The organism is Pseudomonas sp. SWRI92 (assembly GCF_014268685.1).
GTDB lineage: Bacteria > Pseudomonadota > Gammaproteobacteria > Pseudomonadales > Pseudomonadaceae > Aquipseudomonas > Aquipseudomonas marvdashtae.
In genome coordinates, this window is sequence record NZ_JABWQY010000012.1 from 31,083 (window position 1) to 48,440 (window position 17,358).

Annotated in this window: 9 protein-coding genes; 7 read left to right on the top strand and 2 right to left on the bottom strand. The window is 56.8% G+C overall.

All coding sequences use genetic code 11. The features are described from left to right. Positions 1–21 precede the first annotated feature (21 nt). The 7 genes from HU762_RS18430 (at position 22) to HU762_RS18470 (ending at position 15,690) form a co-directional block, all read left to right on the top strand. A complete protein-coding gene (locus tag HU762_RS18430) occupies positions 22–9,267 on the top strand; it encodes a hemagglutinin repeat-containing protein (protein WP_238340409.1) in 9,246 nt (3,081 codons plus the stop codon). 8 nt (positions 9,268–9,275) lie between these two features. Continuing rightward, positions 9,276–9,638: a ribonuclease toxin immunity protein CdiI gene (cdiI, locus tag HU762_RS18440; RefSeq protein WP_072435133.1), complete on the top strand. Its 363-nt coding sequence runs from the start codon at positions 9,276–9,278 to the stop codon at positions 9,636–9,638. Between the two features lie 652 nt (positions 9,639–10,290). After that, positions 10,291–10,833 (top strand): hypothetical protein, encoded by a 543-nt coding sequence (locus HU762_RS18450; RefSeq protein ID WP_186639454.1) that lies wholly within the window; start codon positions 10,291–10,293, stop codon positions 10,831–10,833. A gap of 783 nt (positions 10,834–11,616) precedes the next feature. Next, positions 11,617–12,918, top strand: coding sequence for a group II intron reverse transcriptase/maturase (ltrA, locus tag HU762_RS18455; protein WP_186639455.1), 1,302 nt, complete (start codon positions 11,617–11,619; stop codon positions 12,916–12,918). 186 nt (positions 12,919–13,104) lie between these two features. After that, positions 13,105–13,962 carry a PoNe immunity protein domain-containing protein gene (locus tag HU762_RS18460; RefSeq protein ID WP_186639457.1) on the top strand — a complete coding sequence of 286 codons (858 nt, stop codon included), beginning with the start codon at positions 13,105–13,107 and terminating at the stop codon, positions 13,960–13,962. 109 nt (positions 13,963–14,071) lie between these two features. After that, positions 14,072–14,647, top strand: coding sequence for a hypothetical protein (locus HU762_RS18465; RefSeq protein WP_186639459.1), 576 nt, complete (start codon positions 14,072–14,074; stop codon positions 14,645–14,647). 74 nt (positions 14,648–14,721) lie between these two features. Next, complete coding sequence (locus HU762_RS18470; RefSeq protein ID WP_186639461.1) at positions 14,722–15,690, top strand: SEL1-like repeat protein; 969 nt, start codon at positions 14,722–14,724, stop codon at positions 15,688–15,690. 129 nt (positions 15,691–15,819) lie between these two features. Here HU762_RS18470 and HU762_RS18475 read toward each other — a convergent pair whose 3' ends face one another. Further along, positions 15,820–16,092, bottom strand: coding sequence for a hypothetical protein (locus HU762_RS18475; RefSeq protein ID WP_186639463.1), 273 nt, complete (start codon positions 16,090–16,092; stop codon positions 15,820–15,822). Between the two features lie 383 nt (positions 16,093–16,475). After that, a complete protein-coding gene (locus HU762_RS18480; protein WP_186639465.1) occupies positions 16,476–17,021 on the bottom strand; it encodes a YniB family protein in 546 nt (181 codons plus the stop codon). Positions 17,022–17,358 lie beyond the last annotated feature (337 nt).

Here is a 17,358-nt window from a genome sequence, read left to right on the forward strand (position 1 = left end):
CTGCAACGAGACCTGATCATCATGGACGAACGCCAATACGCCTTGCTGGCCCACCAGCCTTCTGCCGCCCTGCACACCCGCGACGCCTTCTGGGGCATGCCCAAGCGCAGCCTGGCGTTCCTGTTGATCAACGTCATGTTCTGGCAACCACTATGGGCCCAGGCCGACGGCATCGTGGTCAGTGCTCCCGGCACCAGTCTCGGCAAGGCCGGCAACGGCGTGCCGGTGGTCAACATCGCCAAGCCCAACGGCAGCGGCCTGTCCCATAACCGATTCAAGGATTACAACGTCGGCAGCAACGGCGTGATCCTCAACAACGCCACCAACCCCGCCCAATCCACGCAACTGGGCGGGATCATCCTCGGCAACCCGAACCTCAAGGGCACGGCCGCCAAAATCATCCTCAACGAAGTCAATGGCGGCAACCCGAGCCAGTTGCGCGGCTACACCGAAGTGGCGGGCAAATCGGCCCATGTCATCGTCGCCAACCCGTATGGCATCACCTGCGACGGCTGCGGTTTCATCAACACGCCGAAGGCGACGTTGACCACCGGCAAGCCGATTATCGAAAACGGCCAGTTGAACCGCTATCAAGTGGATCAGGGCAGCGTCTCCATCGAAGGCGCCGGCCTCAATGCCAACAACGTCGACCGCTTCGAAATCATCACCCGCAGCGCCAAGATCAATGCCGAGATCCAGGCCAAGAACCTGACCATCGTTGCCGGTCGCAACGACGTCAATGCCACGACCCTCAACCCCACCGCCCGCGCGGACGACGGCAGCGCCAAACCGGAGCTGGCCATCGACTCCTCGGCCCTGGGCGGCATGTACGCCGGGGCGATCAAGTTAGTGGGCACCGAAGCCGGGGTTGGCGTGAAGCTGGACGGCAAGATGGTTGCCAGTGGCGGGGATATTCAGTTGGATGCCAATGGGCATCTGAGCTTGGCCGAGACGGCGGCTGCCGGTGCTGTCGATATCAAGGCGAAAAGCCTGGAAACCCGTGGCCAGGTGTACGCCGGCAGTCGGCTGGAGGCAAAGACCCAGGGCGACCTGACCAACCAGAAAAACCTGGTGGCCCGCGACAGCATTCGGCTGGACAGCGGCGGCAAGCTCACCAACAACGCAATCATCGAAGCCGGGGTCAATGCCGACAACAGCCGCAACACCTCGGGTGATGTCACCCTCAAGGCAAGACAGCTGAACAACGCCGGCAAAACCGTCATTGCCAGTCGCGACCTGAATGTCACGACCACCGCAGCGCTGAACAACCAGGGCGGTACGCTCAGTGGACAGGGCAAGACCACGGTCACCGCCGATGTGGTGGATAACCGCGACAAAGGCCGGATCCTCGGTAAAACCGAACTGCACCTGACGGCCAACCAAGTGCTGAACGCCCAGGGCGGCCTGATCAACAGTCAAGGCATCCTGACGGCCAACGTGGGTTATCTGGACAACAATGCCGGCGAGTTGTCCAGCCTGAACAGCGCGACCCTGATCCTCGGCAGCCTGGACAACCTGACCGGCCTGGTGATGGCCGGCAAAAGCCTCGATATCACCAACGCAGGCGCGATCAACAACCAGGGCGGCGAGTTGTCCAGCCAAGGCACCGTGACCGTTCACACCGCCAGCCTGGACAACTCCAACAAAGGCACCGTTGCCGCCAATGGCAAGCTGCTGGTCAAGGCCACCGGCGAGGTCAACAACGCCAACGAAGGCCTGGTCGCCAGCCGTGCCGCCGGTGTCGAGCTCCATGCAGGCAGCCTGGATAACGCCAAAGGCACGCTGCAAGGCAAGGGTCAGGTGCTCGTCGATGTAGCGGCGGATATCGACAACCAGGGCGGCAGCATCATCGCCCAGGACGCCAACCTCTCTGTCTTTGCGACCAACCTGGACAACCGGGGCGGTGTGCTGGCCAGCGTCAAGGCCGCGCTCGAGGCGCGTACCGTCGGCGTGCTGAAAAACGGCTACGACGTAAACCGCCGGGGCGGCACGATCCAGGCCCAAGGGCTCAACATCGAAGCCTTGGCGGGGATGTTCAACGACGGTGGGCGCATCGCCGCACAAGCGGGTGACATCGTGATCACCAACGCCGGTGCGGACATCGACAACCGCGGTGGTGGCCTGTACGCCACGGGCAAGGTTCGGGTCATCGGCCAGGCGATGGACAACAGTGATGGCGGGCAGGTCAGCGCCAATCGTATCGAGTTCGATCTCTCGGGCGCGTTGAACAACAACGCGGGCATCATCGAAAGCCAGGACAGCCTGGACATTCTCGCCGCCAGCCTGAGCAACCAAAAAGGCCAGCTGCGTACGCTGGGCAAAAACAGCACGACGGTTTTCCAGATCGGTGGCCTGTTCGACAACCGCGACGGCACCCTCGCCACCGCCAGCCAGAGTGTCGGGCTGGACACCGGCAGCATTCAGAACGTGGGCGGCGAACTGTTGCACACCGGCCTGGGATTGTTTGGCATCAGCCAAGCCAACCTCGGTCAGGCGGGTGGCAGCCTGGTGACCTACGGCAATTTGAACGTGACGGCTGACCAATGGACCAACAGCACCGCGATCCAGGCGGGGCATCTGGTGGTGAATGTCGATCAGTTGACCCAGACGGCCACCGGCCAATTGCTCAGTACCGACGGTATGGTGGGCCGTGGCAGCAACTGGCGCGTTGACGGTCTGATCGGCAGCGATGGAACGGTCGACGTGCAACTGACCGGCGCCTACACAGGCAACGGTCGCTTGAGCAGTCTCGGCACCTTGGGCCTCAAAGCCGCACTGATCAATCTGGAGCAAAACGGCAGTATCGCTGGCGGTGGCAACACAACCGTCGTAGTCGATGGCGTCCTCAACAGCTACGGTCGCCTGACTTCGGCGGCAGGCATGAGCGTCACGGCTGCAACGATCAACAACTACGGCACGCTGGGCAGCGCCGGGGCGCTGGACGTTTCGACAGTCGACCTGCTCAATGAGCGTGGACTGATTTTCAGCGGCGCCGATACCCAACTGCGCGTCGACAGCCTGACCAACCGTTACGCCGACATCTACAGCCTGGGCGACCTGAGCATTGACCGCGACGGCCTCGGCACCCGAGCGCGCAGCATCCTCAACAGTTCCGGCACGCTGCAAAGCGACGGCAGCATGCGCCTGGCGGCCAGCACCATCGACAACGTCCGCCAGATACTGACCACCAACGATGCCGGTATCTACACCGCCTCGATCAGGGAGGTGGCCTGCATCGAAGGGGTCAACGCCGGCGACTGCAGGGGAGGCAAGGAGAACCATGTCTGGCAGATCGTCCAGCGCGACAAGTTCGAAGTCACCGCAGCCAGCGCTGCCTCCAGTATCACCACCGGCGGCAACCTGGATATCCAGGGCGACACCCTGACCAACCGGAGCAGCAGCATCGGCGTCGGCGGCGCACTGACCGCCAACGTCGCCAGCCTGAACAATATCGGCATCGAGACCGGCGAGATCGAAACCTCGCGCACCTTCATGTCCGCGCGCACGCGCAGCCCAGGTGGCTGGCGCGCTGCTGCAAATGACTTCACCAAAAAATACTGGTTGCAGAGCCCGGGTTATAACGCCAACGACCTGGGAGGCCTCGAGGCGGCGATGAGCCGTTTCATCGGCATGACCGAGCGCGAAATTCCCGCGCTGGGCACCCAGACAATCACCACCGACAGCCAAACCTATGCCGCGATTATCCAGGCCGGCGGCGCGGTGGATGTCCGTGTCCAGGGCCAAGCCGACAGCAGTGTCGTGCGTGGCGGCTACAACTACGTCGGCGCCGGCCCGCGCACCGACACCCAGGCCGACAACGCGTTCTCCACCCGCGTCAACGTTAACCGACAGCTGTCCCCGGACCTGACCCAGCAGCCGGTCGATCCACTTGCCTTGCCGGGCTTCGATTTGCCAACCGGGCAAAACGGCCTGTTCCGCATGAGCGGTGACGGCTCGACCACGCCGACCCAGGGCTCCGGCCTGCAACAAGTGCGTGGCCTGCCGGACAGCTCGATCAAGTCCAACCCGCACAAATATCTGATCGAGACCAACCCGGCGCTGACCAACATGCGCCAGTTCATGAGCTCGGACTATCTGCTGAGCAAACTGGGTTACGACCCCGACGTCGCCGCAAAGCGTTTGGGTGACGGTTTCTACGAACAACGGCTGATCCAGCAAGCCGTGATCGCCCGCACCGGCCAACGCTTCCTCGACGGCCAGACCTCCGACGACGGCATGTTCAAGTACCTGATGAACAACGCCGTCGCCAGCAAGGACGCGCTCAACCTGTCCCTGGGCGTCAGCCTGACCGCCGAACAAGTCGCGGCGCTGACCCATGACATCGTCTGGATGGAAAACCGGACGGTGAACAACGAACAGGTCCTGGTGCCGGTGCTGTACCTGGCCCAGGCCAATCATCGTCTGGCGGCCAATGGCGCGCTGATACAAGGCTCGGACGTCAGCCTGATCGCCGGTCAGAACCTGATCAATGCCGGCACCTTGCGAGCGTCGAGCAACCTGAGGGCGACGGCGGGCGATAGCTTGGTCAACAGCGGATTGCTTGAAGCGGGGAATCGCCTTGAGGCGCTGGCGAGTAATGATCTTACTAACCGGGCGGGCGGGGTTATTGCCGGGCGGGATGTCAGTGTTGTTGCCCTCACCGGCGACGTGACTAACGAACGAACCGTTACCCGCCATGCCAGCAGCACCGGCTACAAGACCGAGCAACGTGACTTTGTCGACAGCGCGGCGCGGATCGAGGCCAGTCATGACCTGGCGATGGGCGCCGGACGGGATATCGCTAACGAGGGAGGGGTGGTCAAGAGCGGTAATGACATGAATCTGCAGGCGGTGCGTGACGTGAATATCACCTCCGCCGAGCAGTCGAACAGCAACACAATGGGTAGCAGGCACCGAGACCAGACCATTACCCAGAACGGCTCCAATGTTTCTGCTGGCAGGGAGCTGAAGGCCGCGGCCGGGCAGGATCTGCGGATCGTCGCCAGCAACCTTATCGCCGAGACCACCCTGGCACTGACCGCCGGGCGTGACATCGCTATCGCTTCTGCCGCCAACGAAAGCCATCGCTTTTCCCAGAGCAAAAAAGTCAAAAGCAGCAGCGACCTGGTGCGCCAGCAAGCCTCAGTCATTGAATCGGGTGGAGACCTCAGCGCGAAGGCGGGGCAAGACCTGAGTCTTGTCGCCAGTCGCCTGACAGGGGCCAATAATGTTGCGCTCGACGCCACGCGCGACGTCAGCCTGTTGTCTGCAACGGACGAAACCGCAGAGTTCTATTCGAAGAAAAGCAAAGGCTCCTTTGGCCGCAGTAAAAGCGAACAACGGGAAAGCTATGACAGCACCAACGTCGCGTCGGTGGTGGAGGCGGGGCAAGACCTGACGGTCAATACCAGCCATGCGGCCGGCGGTGGTGTCACGCTGGACGGCGGCCGCAACGTCACGGTGATCGGCAGCCAATTGAACGCCGGCAATGATTTGGTAGTGGGCGCCACCGGCGATGTGGCGGTGCTTTCGGGCATTGAAGAGCACGGTTCCTACAGCAAGAAAACCAAATCGGGTTTCCTCGGCTTGTCCAAAAGCGGCAAAAGCGAGCTGAAAACCACGGCCTCCCAAGTGGCCAGCGAGCTGGAAGCGGGCAACGATGTGGTGCTGGTCGCGGGCAATGACTTGCGTTTGCGCGCCAGCGAAACCACCGCCGGCAATGACGTGGAACTGCGTGCGGGCCTGGTCAAGGACAGCGGCGACATCAACCTCGTCGCGGCCAATGACACCGCTTACAGCCATAGCGAGCAATACAAGAAGAAAACCGGGCTCTCGGTCTCGGGCGGCTTCCTGTCGTTCTCCTCGGCGAAAGAGTCGGGCCGGATCGCGCAAAGCAGTACCAGTGTTGGCAGTCAGGTGACGGCTGATCGTGATGCGACTTTGCAGGCAGAGCGCGATATCAACCTGGTGGGCAGCGGAATCGAGGCTGGGCGTAATGTCAGTCTGAATGCCGGGCGCGATGTGAATGTTCTGGCGGCGCAGAACAGCCGTTCCGAGCGGGATTGGGAAAAGAACAAGCAGGCTGGGATTGGTGTTTCTTCGGATGCTAATGGCATCAATTTCTTTGCAGGTGCCGATAGCCTCAAGAACAAGAATCGTCTGGAACAGCAAACCGCTGCCGCTAGCCAAATCAGTGCAGGGCAAGATGTTGCCATCAACGCTCAGCGCGATATCAACCAGACGGGTTCCGATCTGCGTGCCAGCCGTGACATAGGCCTCACGGCAGGACGCAATATCAACGTGGATGCTGCGCGTGAAACCCAACTGACCGAGCAGGAGCGCGAAGCCAGTCGTAATGGGCTTGGCATTTCGTTCAATCATAACTACGGCAACACCAAGGATGCGGTCAGTGGCGCAGGGAAAGGGGAGGACGGCGTCAGTAAGGCGTCCAGCACCCTAAAAGGCGTCGATGCCGTCGCCCAATTCGTCAACGGACCGACCGTCGACGTCAAGTTTGGCAACAGCACGCAAACCAGTAGCCAGCAGGTCATTGAGCAGACCAATCGCGCGTCGACGTTCGATGCGGGCAACGACCTGAATCTCAATGCCGGTAACGACGTCACGGTCAAAGGTGGTCAGCTAAAGGCCGGGCGGGATATCAACGTCAAAGGTCGCGACGTCACGCTGGATGTAGCGAAGGGAAGTGTCAGCCAGGAAAGCACTGATCGCCAAAGCTGGAGTGGGATTCATGGCGGCACCAGTGGAGGCTTCAAGCTAGGCGTCGGCGGCAGCTACGGTGTTGCCACCGAGGATGGCGTTCACGGCAGTTCGACAGCCACTCAGGTTGCCGCTGGAAGGGATGTCAACGTGGACGCCCGCCACGACATCAACCTGATAGGCACTCAGGTCAAGGCTGGGCGAGATATTGCGCTCGATGCTGGTAATGAGTTGAACATCCGGTCGGCGCAGAACGCCAGCGACAGTGAGAGCAATCGACACAACGGTGGTGGTGAGGCAGGCCTGACGTTCGGCTCTCAAGGCGTAGGCGTCTACGTCAGCGTGAACATCGGCAAGGGCAATCTCGACCGGGAAGGTAACCGACAGCAAGAAGCCTACCTCTACGCGGGCAACCGCCTGGGCTTCACCAGTGGCAAAGACACCAACATCAGTGGTGCCACCCTGCGCGGCGATGAGGTCGTTGGCCGTGTCGGCGGTAATCTGAATATCTCCTCGGCGCCTGACACAGGCGAAGTCAAAGGCAAAGAGTTCGACCTCAGCGTTACCGCGACCGTTGGTCCAGGGGCTGGCATCAGCGGCTCGGTGGGATATGGACAAACGACCGGCGAGACCCATTGGGTCGAACAGCAAACCAGCATCACCGGCAAAAACAAAGTCGACATCCGGACCGAGAATCACACTCAACTGGATGGTGCACTGATCGCCGCCGATAACGGCAACCTCAAACTGGACACCGGAACCCTGGGCTTCAGTGACATCGCCGGTAAGGACAAGGAGCACGGCTATTACCTGAACGTGGGTGGCAGCTACTCCCAAGGTGGCGGCGGCGCTCAAGACAGCAGTCAGGTTGGCAAAGGCGAGAAAGATAAAAACGGCTGGAGCATCAGCGGTTGGGAGTATGAGAAGGATCGTCAGCAGACCGTCCGGGCCACTGTCGGAGCCGGCGAAGTTGTGGTGCGCAATGATGCTAAAACCGGGGCCGATTCGACGGTTGGGCTCAACCGGGATGTAAGCAAGGCCTACGAAATCACCAAGGATGATGAATCTCGGACCGACTTGTACGTCACCAAATCCTCGGTGGACGCGGTGATGGATCCCTCTGGGACGGTGCAGGCTTGGAAGAACAGCATCAAAAGCTACCCCGATAGCAGCCTGAAAGCGTATGAGGACGCACTCAAGCTGGTCAATGGGCCGGTGCAGGCCGCTGGACAGGTCTGGAACAGCATACAGGCACAGCGGGTATCAATAGAGGAGGTTCCTGCTTCCGCGAGGGCTGCGTTGGGGGATGAGGTTGCGCTGAATGTTGCGAAGAACCTGGTTCGCAATGGTAAGGATCCTGATGACATCGCGAAGCTGGAGCCTAAGGATGTAATCGCTATCCAATACTTCGCGGACCTATTCACAACGTTTGCCAAGCAACAAGAAAGCTGTGGCGCTACAGGAGACTGTGCTTCGGGTGACGAGGGCCAGAAGGATCCGGTCCACTATGTTGATGCTGATGGCAACAGCATGATTGTGAATTTTAAGCCGTTGGTACCAAGTACCTCCGGCGGAAATGTGTTGGTTCAAGCTGACGCTTTACAGACCTATCTCGATAAATTGAACCCAGCGCAAGCGCAGCTTGTACGCTTGGGGATACAAGCCGTCATGGGACCAGTCAAAGCCGCGGTGAGTCTGGCCGGTAATGTGGTGGTGGATAAGCTGTTTGGAGACAAAATCGCCGACGCTAAAGATGCTTTGTCAAAATCCCTAGCGAGCGAGCTCAGTGGTAAGAGCAAGGACGATTTGGAGCATAGCGATGATCGTTTCAAGGAGCTTTCCAAGCTTGGGGCAACTACTCAAAAAGGTGATGTATACGTTCGTGGTGCAACGACGCTGCTGGATATTGCCTTGGGGACCGCCACCAACGCTGCCGGGTCTGTAGCGGGCAAGGCCATTGGTATTGTGGGTAAGGGGTCTTCGGATGGTGTAACGAAAGGGCGCGATGAGCTGGGGGGTGGTCCGAAGGATGCTGATTGGGACAAGAAGTTTGCGGAGAGTCCGCCGAAGGGGTGGGTGGAAACGGGTGGTGCAAAAGGGGCTGCAAGCTTCCCGGAAGGCATGAGCTTTAATCCGAGCATCAAAAACCATCTGAGTAGTTTCGATGGATTGACCCAGAAAAGTGGGGTTAGCGGAACCCATAATCTTGATGCATTCTCTCAGGCCGCATCTTTAAATGGCATAAAGATATTGGGTGAGACACCGACTTCTGTTAAGGGGATTACAAATATTGAATATCAGATACCGGCTTATGATCGAGCTGGAAATGTGATCGGCTATAAAGCGAAAGAGTTTACTAAGACTGTTTATGATCCGAAGGTCTTCTCTGATCAAAAGATCCTTGATCTTGGACAGCAGGCTGCGGCCAGTGGATACAGGGGTGCTTTGTCGAAGGGGGTGACTCAATATGATGCTACTGCCGGGGGCGTTAGCTTTAGGGTCTACCTTGACAAGGCTACAGGGGCAGTTACTAACTTTCACCCCCAGTGAGGATTGATATGAAAGAGCTATTTGGACAGCCATATACTGATTCAGACCCTTACTGGATAGTGAAGGGGTATTTTGATCGGATGTATCACGATGGTAATTTTATAAAATCTCTTGAGCTATTGGTGAAAAGGTGGGGCTTCAGTACGGATGGTGCGTACTGCAATTTTCCTGATTTAAATAGTTTTTTTGAGGAGGAACATTTTGAAGGTGTTGAGTTCGCTTATGGTTATCCGCCAAAAAATGAAGATACAGTTGTTGTAAGTGAAGAGATTTGCTCTAAATACATACGGCTAGCATGTGATAAGTATGTAAGTCTTCATCCGGAAGATACTGTAAAAGTGAGAGAGATTTTGGATCAGCTTTCTTTCTGATTTATTCTGAATAAATAGGCCCAGTACTGCCGAGACTATTGTTGATAGGATCATAACCCGTGTCGGGAATTTTTTGCCGACCCAGTCGGTAATCTGATCCTACGGGTGTATAAGCCTCACCACGAGTGACGTTGCGCGTGTAGACAACGAAATTCGCATCGGGTGATACTGTTGGTGCAAAAGGGCCCGACCAAGCTCTGCCCAATAACCAAAGGCTGCTTTCAGGAACTCCTGGTCAAGTAACTGGCGGTAGCTCAACAAAGTTAGGACAGAATCTGAACCAAGCAATGGGGAGAAATCGCACAGACTCGTGGGCTGGTTATCAGGCTCAGCACCTGATTCCTTCGGAGTTAAAAAATCATCCTATTCTGAAGAAGGTAGGCATTGATCTGGATGACTCCTCTAATGGCATATTTTTGCCGGCAAGCAAGGCTAAGCCAGAGGGCGCCATAAGCGGTATGCCGAGACATACAGGTAGCCATCCAAACTATACTGAGGCTGTACGAAAAAGTTTGAATGAGATGGACCGAAATCTACCTGTGGAGCAGTTGCAAAAACAGGTTTTCGACTTGCAGGGTCGGTTGAGGAATGTTACTGGGTCGGGCATGCCTGTCCGCAACGTAGACGGCGCTAAGACAGAGGTGTGGTTGAAATGGTTAGGGAAGTAGAGTTGGGTGAAAATAGCAATCTGGTAAATGAAGTTATTGGCTTTGTAAATAGTGGGATGCTCTTGAGATCTGTCAATCAGGTTGTTTTGGGGGATGCCGAAATTGCTGATCTTGCAACGGCAAAAAAATATGCCTGGGTTCAGGTCTATGGGGAAGAATTTTTCACTTGGGCTGACTTAAGATCTGAGAGAATGAGTGAGGTTTGGGATGTTGTTTACGGTGGGGGCGAAAAATATACTGAGATGGATATTAAGCTATCCGAACTTTTGGATGAGTTGAGTCACTCAGTTCAAAAGCAGCTCTCCCCGAAGCATAGAGAACTATTGGATGATATTGTCTCGGATCTAAAGTGCTGTCTGTATAGTCGAGCTGTTCAAGGTAAGACTAATAATTTTTTTGAGGAAATATTTTCCGCCTATTCAAGCGGTGGGTGGCCATGTGGCTGGGTAGGTGACTGGCCCAAGGGCGGTCTCCTTGTATATCGTGACGATGCAACAGATACGAGGGGGGGCAGGGGCAACGCCTGAGATTCTCCACAGATTTAATGGAGAAAAGGGAGATTTGTTTGTTTTCTAGGTTCTAGATCTCCGTACAGAATCGCGAATTGATTCATCGCACTTTTCCAGTCATGTGCCGCAGAGCCCCAGTTTGCAGTGCGAAAAGGGGACAGAAAAGGGGACTGTTCAGAAAAGGGGACCAGAAAAGGGGACAGATTTATGTGCGCCAGGCAAAGCTTGGTCGCCTGGGACTGACGGCGCAAGCCGTCACGAAATGGCGTAAGAAACCCAGCGGTTTGAACCCCGCCCGGTAAAGGTTAGCCACCGACCGGAAGCGAGTCTTGCGTGGTGACCGGGTAACCGGCGCTGCGAAGCGTAGACAGCGAGCGTATAGGCCGTGTGATTGAGCCTCGAAATGTCCGCAGCGTGGAAGCCGACGCTCTATAAATGGCGGAAGGCCGCATGGAGATGCCGCAATGGCTTGGCATCGAAGTTCCACCGGGGTCAGAGAGCAGGGCATGTGCGCGTGAGGGTTTCCCAGGAACCTGGGGGGCCCGTTGCTTTCCTCCATCCAACTACCGGTCCGGAAAGACCGGACCCGAACTTTCCAGGCCTGCGGTGGCGGTGTCGATCCGCTGCAGGAGCGTCGCTATCGACACGGTGGGGGTGCGGCTGTGCGACGAGAAAGGAGTGCAGTCGAAAGAGGCAACGGGAGTCGGAACGCTGCGTAGTACCGCTGAAACCGGGGAACAGACCCGACTGGACCCGGTGGAGGGAAGGCGGCGTCGGTAACAGGAATCGCAGGGGGGAAACATGACAGGTGCCCAGGAACCTGAGGATCTGTACACGAAACACCTGCGAATAGCACGGCAGGCACGAAATCACCCGGACAGGGCACTCACGTCACTGGCTCAACATATCGACCTTGCATGGTTGCACGAGGCGTATCGACGTACCCGCAAGCAGGGGGCGGCCGGTATCGACGGGCAGAGCGCGAAAGACTATGCCCGTCATCTGGACGCAAATCTGCAAGGGTTACTGGAGCGTGCCAAGAACGGTACGTACCAGGCTCCGGCGGTACGTCGGGTGCATATCCCGAAAGGCGATGGCAAAAGCACGCGGCCCATCGGCATTCCGACGTTCGAGGACAAACTTCTCCAACGGGCGGTGGCCATGGTGCTGGAACCACTCTACGAACAGGATTTCCATCCTGACTCTTATGGGTTTCGGCCAGGCCGCTCGGCTCATCAGGCCTTGGAAGTGCTGTACCAGCGTCTGAGGAACATGGGCGGTGGCTGGGTGCTGGAGTTGGACATACGGTCGTACTTCGACACGATTGACCATGCTCTGTTGCGAGGATTCGTGCAGCAACGGGTAAAGGATGGTGTGCTCAACCGCCTGATCGGCAAATGGCTGAAGGCGGGCGTGATGGAACACGGGCAATGGCAACGCATGGAGGCCGGCTCACCTCAAGGCGGTGTGATCTCGCCATTGTTGGCGAATATCTATCTCCACCATGTATTGGATGTCTGGTTCGAACGCGAAGTAAAGCCGCGATTGGTTGGCAGCAGTTCTATGCTGCGTTATGCCGATGATGCGGTGCTGGTTTTCGCCAACGAGCGGGACGCCAGGCGGGTAATGGAGGTACTGCCCAAGCGCTTCGGCCGGTTTGGTCTGGAGTTGCATCCGGATAAGACGCGGTTGGTGGGTTTCAAGCCCGCAATACCAGGTCGAGGCAGAAGCTTCGATCTGCTGGGATTCACTCACTACTGGGGGCGATCCAAGTCAGGCTGTTGGACGATTTATCGGAAAACTGCCAAGGATCGCTTTCGGCGAACGCTCAGGCAGATCAGCCGATGGTGCCGTGTGAATCGGCATCAATTCGTACGAGACCAGCACGTTCAACTGGTTCGCAAGCTGAGAGGGCACTTCGCCTACTTTGGGATTTGCGGCAACTATCGGTCGATGGGCGCTCTACGTTTTCGCGTCGAGCGCATTTGGATCAAGTGGTTGTCGCGTAGGTCGCAGCGCGGGAGGTTGAATTGGGAGAAAGCAGCGTTGCTACTAAAGTTGCTTCCCTTGCCAGCACCACGGATTAGCAAAGCCTGTTACTGAGGAGCCGGATGCGTGAATTGCGCACGTCCGGATCTGTGGGAGGCCGGCCCAGGTAACTGGCCGGTCGACCCGACTTTGTGGCGTGTAGAGAGGCAAGCCTGTTGCCTTTGCTCAACTGAAAATAAATCTGTCACCTTTTTACACGTCTAAAATTTTACCCGCCAAAAACTTGAATGGGGTTCTTCCATGATTCGTGCACCTTGGGGAGATGAACAATACTGGAGTGGTCGTGAAACAAAAGATCTGCAATGGATTGAGCGCACCAGTAAAATTTTGTCGGAGCCTTCGGCCAACCCCATATACAGAGCGCAGTTTGCATTCGACTTCGCTAAAGATAATTTGCGCGCCGCCATACGGGTCTACTCCAGAGGTGGCGATGTTGCAGAGATGGCAACATATTTCCCCGGCGTTTTGGACGCTTGGGAAATATCCAACCGTACCTCCGATGAAATCTGTGCAGAAAACAATCTCCAGACTTGCCGAGACTGGACCTTTGAGCTTTCAAATTTAAACCACTATATCTGGTGTTTCTGGCTGGTGAGCCTGGCGCTCGTTCTTGAAATCCCCGACGACCAGTGGCTTCGTTTGGTTGCGTTGATAGGCGAGGGCGGGCAGGACGTTCTGCTTGATCGAGTCATGGCGTCTCGTCAACCAGAGCGGACGATTGGGGAAAACCTCCTGCATGCCAAGCCCTACGCAAGGCTGCTCAAGGCCATTGATGCGCCGCAGGCGCAGCAAGCAACGTTGTTGCTTGCTTTCGTAAAACATTGGTATCCGGAGCTGAACCGGCGCGGTAAACAGCAACCGTGGTGGTACATCTATGGTGATCCAGTAAAACATCCGCTTGAGATGGGAAGCTATTTTGGTCGTTGGTGTTTCGAGGCGGTCGCCGCCGTGAAAGTCTTTGGGCTTGATGATAGTGACTGCATCGGACATGAACACTATCCGGGAGATTTACTCCATCCCAGCGAAGAAGCTGTTCCAACACCTGAGCCACTCGCCAAGCCTGGATGGTGGGCAAGGTTGTTAGGACGTTCAGGTTAAGCGATGTCCAAATCAGTCATCGATTACTAGAACGTGGTCATCTCCATTCCGCTTTTGTCGAAAGTACTTCGATGGTCTGTGGTCATTCAAATTTTGCAGGGAAGTAATCATGAAAAAAACCACCTCTTTAGTTCTAGCCATGGCCCTGGCAGGCTGTCACTCAAACGTCAGGGATTCCTCGCCAAGCCTGCTCAAGGATGGCGTGCAGTTGCAACAACCCAAGGTCGTCGCTGACGCAGACCACGCCAAGATCATCATGAAGGCGACAGGGTTCACTCACCCTGTGCAGTTCTCCATACGACGCAGTTCTGATGCGGATCAGCGTGCCGAGGTCTTGGGAACCGTGGTCGATTCCGGTCGTGGCAAGGTATTCGGCTGGATCGCCAAAATGAACGAGGTTGCCAACAGCGCCACCGTAAAACGCTTCCCCCAGCTGGAGGTGCAGGCTGATCCCGGGCAGGCGATTGAAGTGATCGGTGAATCGCGGGTCTACGACTCGAACTACTACCGCTATGCCGAAAAAATTGTTTATGCATGCGGCCCCATGAGTTCCACCTTCAAGCCCGAGAAGCAAAAGGTTTACCTAGTGGAGTTCGTGATCATTGGGGCAGGTTGTGAGCAGCATGTTTACGATGTCACTCAGCCACAGGAGCGTATCCCTGTAGCGAGCGCCCAGGGGCACTAAGTCCGACCTGATAATTTTGCATACGCGGATAGTCACCACGAGCAACCGCGTTTCACGTATGGACACGACACAGCATGCAAAAAAATATCGTATTGATCGGTCTGATGATTGCCCTTGGCGGTTGCCAGAGCATGAAAGACCTTGGGAAGAGCACCGTCGAGTACCTCGAGGAGTCCCGCACCACGCCGATGGAGCGTTACCTCGCAGAGTTGCGCAATCCCTCTGTGCCGCTTGGGACCTTTGACGACGCTTTGGATGGCAACCAGGGCAAGGCATGTCGCCAAACTACCCACTACCGAACTGTTCAACCGTCCGACTTGCAGCTCGTCATATCCGCGAGCGAAGGTGGAATTCCGACTTGCCAGCATGTGCTCGGTACGTTCTATGAGAGCGGCACAGGCGTGGGCCAGAACACTGCCCGGGCCAGGTCACTCTACCTGCAAGCGGCGCCGGCCGATCCATATGCCTATGTGGAGCTCGCGCGCATGGCGCGGGATGGGATTGACGAGCCAGTTGACCCGGTGAAGGCCCGCGATTATTACACCCGTGCAGGTATAGGTGGTGTGGTGGGGTTGGGTGGGTTGATGGAGCAGGGCAAGGGCGGTGCGCAGGATGTGTCGGGTGCTTTGAAGCTGTACGTCGATGCTACCCAAAAATACGGTGACCCCGCCTGGAAGGCAATGCGGCCGCTATTGGCCCTTGGGCTGGAGCTCGATGCTGAGCAGGTGCAGAAATACAATCGAGTGTGGATTGGGGGGCTTCTGCGCCAGATGCGTTTCGAGTTATGGCGTTCGTATGAGCTCGGTGGGCTCAATCACTCTGGTCAAACGCTGACAATTAGAGTGCTTTTCAGGTTCTCGACCGGGAGTCCGAAGCCCAAGGTTTACCTGGCCGAGAGTTCCGGCGATCCAGTGATAGACACTGCTGTGGTGTCTGCGGTGTACCGCCTGACTATGAAAGATCCCTACATGCTTCCAGCGGGTCAGGAAACGTTCGACTTCGTGGCGCCGGTCGTCCTGTCCCCGAGTGCCAAACGGGGCTGACAACTCGGTCAGTCACTTCAAGACGGCTTCGGTGCAATAAGCGCTGGGGCCTAAGGTAAGTCAGTACGCGTGTGCGCTAACTGGAGCATATAAGCGAAACGGGCAACCCCAAAGGTCGCCCGTTTTCATTTATTCAACCGCCTGCGCCCGCAATCGTCTACCAATCACATCCATCACATCACACCCATCGCGCAGCGCTATCGTCAGCATTTTGCAGAAGTCGGAAAGCACCAGCGTGTCGGAGCTGATGTCCGAGCGGAACGCGATGTTTTCCAGCAGCTGGGTCACGGTTCGGATGCGGTAGTCAGCGGTTTCGAAGAGGACATCAAGCGGGGCTTCGGTGTCGATCAGCAGGGTAGCGGGGGTGCAGTCGACGCCGGTGATGGGCATGTATCGGTTCATTGGTAGTACCTCATTCAAATGAAGGGATCTACCTCGTTCAATCAGGTCGCCAAACCCGAGTCGCCATTGGGCGACGCGAAACTATAGGCCGTCCCCCCCAAGCGCCACAAGACACCGCTTTCCGAGTTTCATGTAGGAGCTCTGGCCATTTTACGGCGGTGTTCCCCTACATGTGTCTGCGGTTATAAACGGATCGAGCCTGCCTTCAGTTCCGTGCCGCTTCACGCCCTGAGCTCTTCCGTCAACATGCTTTCATTGCCCCCGGTGTTGTTATCAAAGGCGAGTCGTGGCGGGCCGAGGCTTGTAAATAGACGCTTTCGTCATACCGGGATCCATTCTTCCCAGCTTCCTTTTCGATACGGGGTGCTTTCGGCCAGGGAGGATCAAACGCCAAATACAAATTTGAGTATCAAGGCTCCGACTATCGTCGTGACCAGTGGCGCAAGGTAAAGCTCATGCCACTGCTTCCAGATGCTGCTGCCGGGAATGTCCACGGACTGTTCGATCTGGGCTCGGGTGCGTGATCGGGTGCCGGCGATGGATTCTTTGATGAGCTGGTCTTCGATCTCCCTGTTGATTCTGCGGATCCTGGCTTTTGATGCCGCGCCGGAGGAGAAAAGCGCCGAACCGACGAAGATTCCCAGATAGACAGCGATGAACCAGAAGTTGCTGGGGGATGTAAGCCAGTAGGGGTCGGGAATCGGCGCCAGGTCCCAAAGCCAATGGAGGCCGCCGGTGTGTTCGTAGCAAAAGTAGGCGAACCGTTTGAGCTGATAGGCAATCGCGCTGCCGATGGCACTGCCGTCATCGAGTTTCGATGAAAACATAAGCAGTGTAGAGATGACCGTGCTGATGAGACTGAGGATGGCGATCCCTGCTCCCAGCAACATTTTCAACGAGGCTTTCCTCTGGGCGTCCCTGATATTCATGCAGAATTCTTCCTTGGATGATCCGTGTCACGCTGCGTCGCATCGAGTTTTCTCGACGCCAAAGAAAAACCCCTGAAATTTTTTGGATTTCAGGGGTTTGGTGTTGGTGGGCCGGGGTAATCTGAAATGATCCCATAATCTTATGATTTTAATGTTTTTTTATATTTTAGGTTTGGTCTTGGAATACCTCTAGGAATACTGCTGCTAGCCTAGTATTAAACCACTCAAAATGTATTTTTTCGTGAAGAGATGGTCATTGGTCGAGGATAATTTGAGCATTCCCACCGGCAGCATGACCAGCAGCAGCCATTTCAGGGCACCGAGAATGGGTTTCAAA